The organism is Microbacterium sp. UBA3394 (assembly GCF_002358725.1).
GTDB classification, from domain to species: domain Bacteria; phylum Actinomycetota; class Actinomycetes; order Actinomycetales; family Microbacteriaceae; genus Microbacterium; species Microbacterium luteum.
The window spans coordinates 1-2,886 of sequence record NZ_DEPK01000164.1 but is presented as its reverse complement, the minus strand read 5'-3'; the positions used below and the strand labels follow the sequence as shown (position 1 = coordinate 2,886).

The window sequence follows — 2,886 nt, the reverse complement described above, 5'->3', positions numbered from 1 at the left end:
CCGGCGACGCCGGACGGGTCGATGCTCCAGGTGGTCACGTGCGTGACGACCCGGTCAGCCGATGGATTCGACGGCCGCGCGCGCCTTGCGCAGCGCTTCCTGCGCCGTCTCGTCGTTGCGCTCGAGCGACGTGCGCAGCGTGGTGATGATCGTGCGCACCTCGCCGGCGGCCGCCTTCCACCGCTGCTCCTTGGCGCGGTAGTCTTCGGACACGCCCTCGGCGGTGTAGTCGGCCATCGCGGCGGCCACGTCGCGGTCGTGCTGATCGATGACCGCCTCGAGCTGCGCGGCGACGCGGTTGAAGTTGTCCTGCGCGTTCTGCGAGGCCGCGATGTCGTAGTCGCGGCGGTCGTTCTGATTCACCATGATGCCGCCCCTCACCGTCCGCCGAAGCGTGCGGCATCGAACGAGGCGCCGCCTTCGAGGCTCGATGTGCTGTCGACCATGGCGCCCTCCCCCTCGAGGAAGGACCGGTTCATGCCGCCGATGCCCCCGAGCACGCCGTCGAGGGATGCCTTCAGCTCGGTCGAGATCACATCGGTGCGCGACTTGAAGCGGTCGAACGCCGCCCGGCCCGCGCCCTGGAATCGCCCCTCGAGCGGCTCGGCCGCTTCGAAGAGCTGGCGCACCAGCACCTGCAGATCGTCGCTCGATCCCGACGTGGACTTCGTCAGCACCCCGAGGGTGTCTGCTCCCATCGCGAACTTCATGTCGCCCCCAACCTCTCGTTCCGTCCGACCCAACTCGGACGCATCCGAAAAACAACGATACGAAAATACCCGCCCCCTCGACGCGGGAAGACCAGATGAAAGAAGTCTCACGCCGCGACGGTCGCTGTCACACGGTGTTCAGTCACCGGTCACGTCGCCGAGGAGCGGCCTGACTGCCGCGCCGACGCGAGGCAGGTCGACGTTGATCGTCGCCCACACCGCGTCGTAATCCGTCGCCTCATAGTGGTGCGCCAGCCGATCGCGCATTCGCTTGATGCTCGACCAGGGGACCTGCGGGTTCGCGAGGAGCGTCTCGTCGCTCAACCGTGCAACGTTCTCACCGATCTTGATGATGATCGACTCGGCCGCGAGCCCCGGCGTATTCAGATCGTCCGAGAGGTACCAATCGCGGCCTCGCGCGGCGAGTCGTGTGCCGTCGTCGCACAATCGCACGATCTCACGTAGCGCCCACCGGTCCCGCTCCTTCACGCCGCCACCGCTGACCGGAGGATCGGATGGTCGAGGGGAAGCGCGCCGTCGGTGACGACATCGACAGGAACGCCGAGCATCTCTTCAGCGGCGATCGTGAACTCGGCGATCGCCAACAGTCCGACGGAGGACGACCGGGTGACGAGGAGATCGAGATCGCTGTCCGTCGTATCTGTGCCGTTGATGGCGGATCCGAAGACGCGAACGTTGCTCAGTCCGTAGTCCGCGGCGAGCTCCTTGATTCTCTCGCGATTCTGCTCGAGCGCCTCATGTGGCAAGGGGCGCATGGCGGCCTGCAGACGATCGAGCATGGCCGCCGACGGCTTCCGGCGGCCGGACTCGTAGGCGGCGATATTGGGTTGCGCCACACCGGTGCGCGTGGCGAGCTGTGCCTGGCTGAGCCCCGCTCGCTCGCGCCGGTCCCGCAATGCCTCACCCATATCGCCATGATATCACCCCATTCGAAAGGTGCGGAAGGGGGGTCGGACGATGTGGCCCGGTGCCCGAGGCCGCTGTCACACTGTGTTCATGGACCTTCGCATCACCGACGACGCGGCCGCCGACCGGCTGCTCTCCGACGACCCGCTCGCCCTCCTCATCGGGATGCTGCTCGATCAGCAGGTGGCCATGGAAGTCGCCTTCGCGGGTCCACTGAAGATCCAGCAGCGCCTCGGCACGACGGACGCGGCGGCACTGGCCGCCGTCGATCCGGATGACTTCGCCGCGGCCTTCTCGCAGCCGCCCGCGGTGCACCGCTTCCCCGGGTCGATGGCCGGACGCGTGCAGGCGCTCTGCCGCACCATCGCCGACGACTGGGGAGGCGACGCCGCAGCACTGTGGACGCAGGACGACCCCGATGGCGCGACGGTGCTGAAGCGCCTGAAGGCCCTACCGGGCTTCGGCGACCAGAAGGCGAAGATCTTCCTCGCGCTGCTCGGCAAGCAGTACGGCTACGACGGCGCCGGCTGGCGTGAGGCCGCAGGATCCTACGGCGAGGAGGGCTCGTATCGGAGCGTCGCCGACATCACATCCCCCGAGTCGCTGACGAGGGTGCGGGAGTACAAGCGCGCGATGAAGGCGGAGGCGAAGAAGTGAAGAAGACCGGAGGAAGCGTGGCGGCGTTCATCGCGGAGGTCGTCCCGGCGAAGCGGCAGCGCGACGCGCACGCCCTCGTCGACATGATGCGCGAGATCAGCGGACGCGAACCCGAGCTGTGGGGCACGATCGTCGGATTCGGCAGCTGCCACTACCGCTACCCCACCGGCAACGAGGGCGACATGCCCGTCATGGCCTTCGCTCCGCGGAAGGCCGCCTCGACGATCTACCTCGACTCGATCGAGGCTCACGCGCGGGCCCTCGCCGATCTCGGCCCGCACACCAGCGGCGTCGGCTGCCTCTACATCAAGGACCTCGAGCAGATCGATGACGCCGTGCTGCGCGGCATCCTGGAACGCTCGCTCGCCTACACCGAGGGCGGCGGCGGCGAGTACGCGCAGATCACCGTCATCGACTGACGCGAACCCGCCGGTCAGGCGCCGCGGAGGCGCTCGGCGAGGTAGGCGTCGAGCTGGTCGAGCGCGACGCGCTCCTGCGCCATCGTGTCGCGGTCGCGCACCGTGACGGCGCGGTCGTCGAGCGAGTCGAAGTCGACCGTCACGCACAGCGGCGTGCCGATCTCGTCCTGGCG

The 2,886-nt window shown here is 68.2% G+C and carries 7 protein-coding genes; 2 read left to right on the top strand and 5 right to left on the bottom strand.

Annotated elements, in window-relative coordinates:
• Positions 1–54 precede the first annotated feature (54 nt).
• The 4 genes from B4E30_RS09710 to B4E30_RS09695 form a co-directional block, all read right to left on the bottom strand.
• Positions 55–366, bottom strand: a complete 312-nt coding sequence (locus tag B4E30_RS09710) for a pore-forming ESAT-6 family protein (RefSeq protein ID WP_071045283.1) — start codon at positions 364–366, stop codon at positions 55–57.
• Between the two features lie 11 nt (positions 367–377).
• The gene (locus B4E30_RS09705; protein ID WP_349676957.1) at positions 378–698 is read right to left on the bottom strand and encodes a hypothetical protein; all 321 of its coding nucleotides are present in this window, start codon (positions 696–698) and stop codon (positions 378–380) included.
• Positions 699–848: 150 nt separating this feature from the next.
• The gene (locus B4E30_RS09700; RefSeq protein WP_194383944.1) at positions 849–1,199 is read right to left on the bottom strand and encodes a DUF86 domain-containing protein; all 351 of its coding nucleotides are present in this window, start codon (positions 1,197–1,199) and stop codon (positions 849–851) included.
• Positions 1,196–1,639 (bottom strand): helix-turn-helix domain-containing protein, encoded by a 444-nt coding sequence (locus B4E30_RS09695; RefSeq protein WP_194383945.1) that lies wholly within the window; start codon positions 1,637–1,639, stop codon positions 1,196–1,198. The genes B4E30_RS09700 and B4E30_RS09695 overlap by 4 nt, the downstream gene beginning before the upstream one ends.
• Positions 1,640–1,727: 88 nt before the next feature.
• Between B4E30_RS09695 and B4E30_RS09690 the strand changes: the two genes are divergently transcribed.
• The gene (locus tag B4E30_RS09690; RefSeq protein ID WP_194383946.1) at positions 1,728–2,294 is read left to right on the top strand and encodes an HhH-GPD-type base excision DNA repair protein; all 567 of its coding nucleotides are present in this window, start codon (positions 1,728–1,730) and stop codon (positions 2,292–2,294) included.
• Positions 2,291–2,713 (top strand): DUF1801 domain-containing protein, encoded by a 423-nt coding sequence (locus B4E30_RS09685; RefSeq protein WP_194383947.1) that lies wholly within the window; start codon positions 2,291–2,293, stop codon positions 2,711–2,713. The genes B4E30_RS09690 and B4E30_RS09685 overlap by 4 nt, the downstream gene beginning before the upstream one ends.
• 14 nt (positions 2,714–2,727) lie before the next feature.
• Here the strand turns inward: B4E30_RS09685 and B4E30_RS09680 are convergent.
• The coding region (locus B4E30_RS09680; protein ID WP_286795066.1) for a His/Gly/Thr/Pro-type tRNA ligase C-terminal domain-containing protein at positions 2,728–2,886 on the bottom strand (159 nt) is incomplete at its 5' end.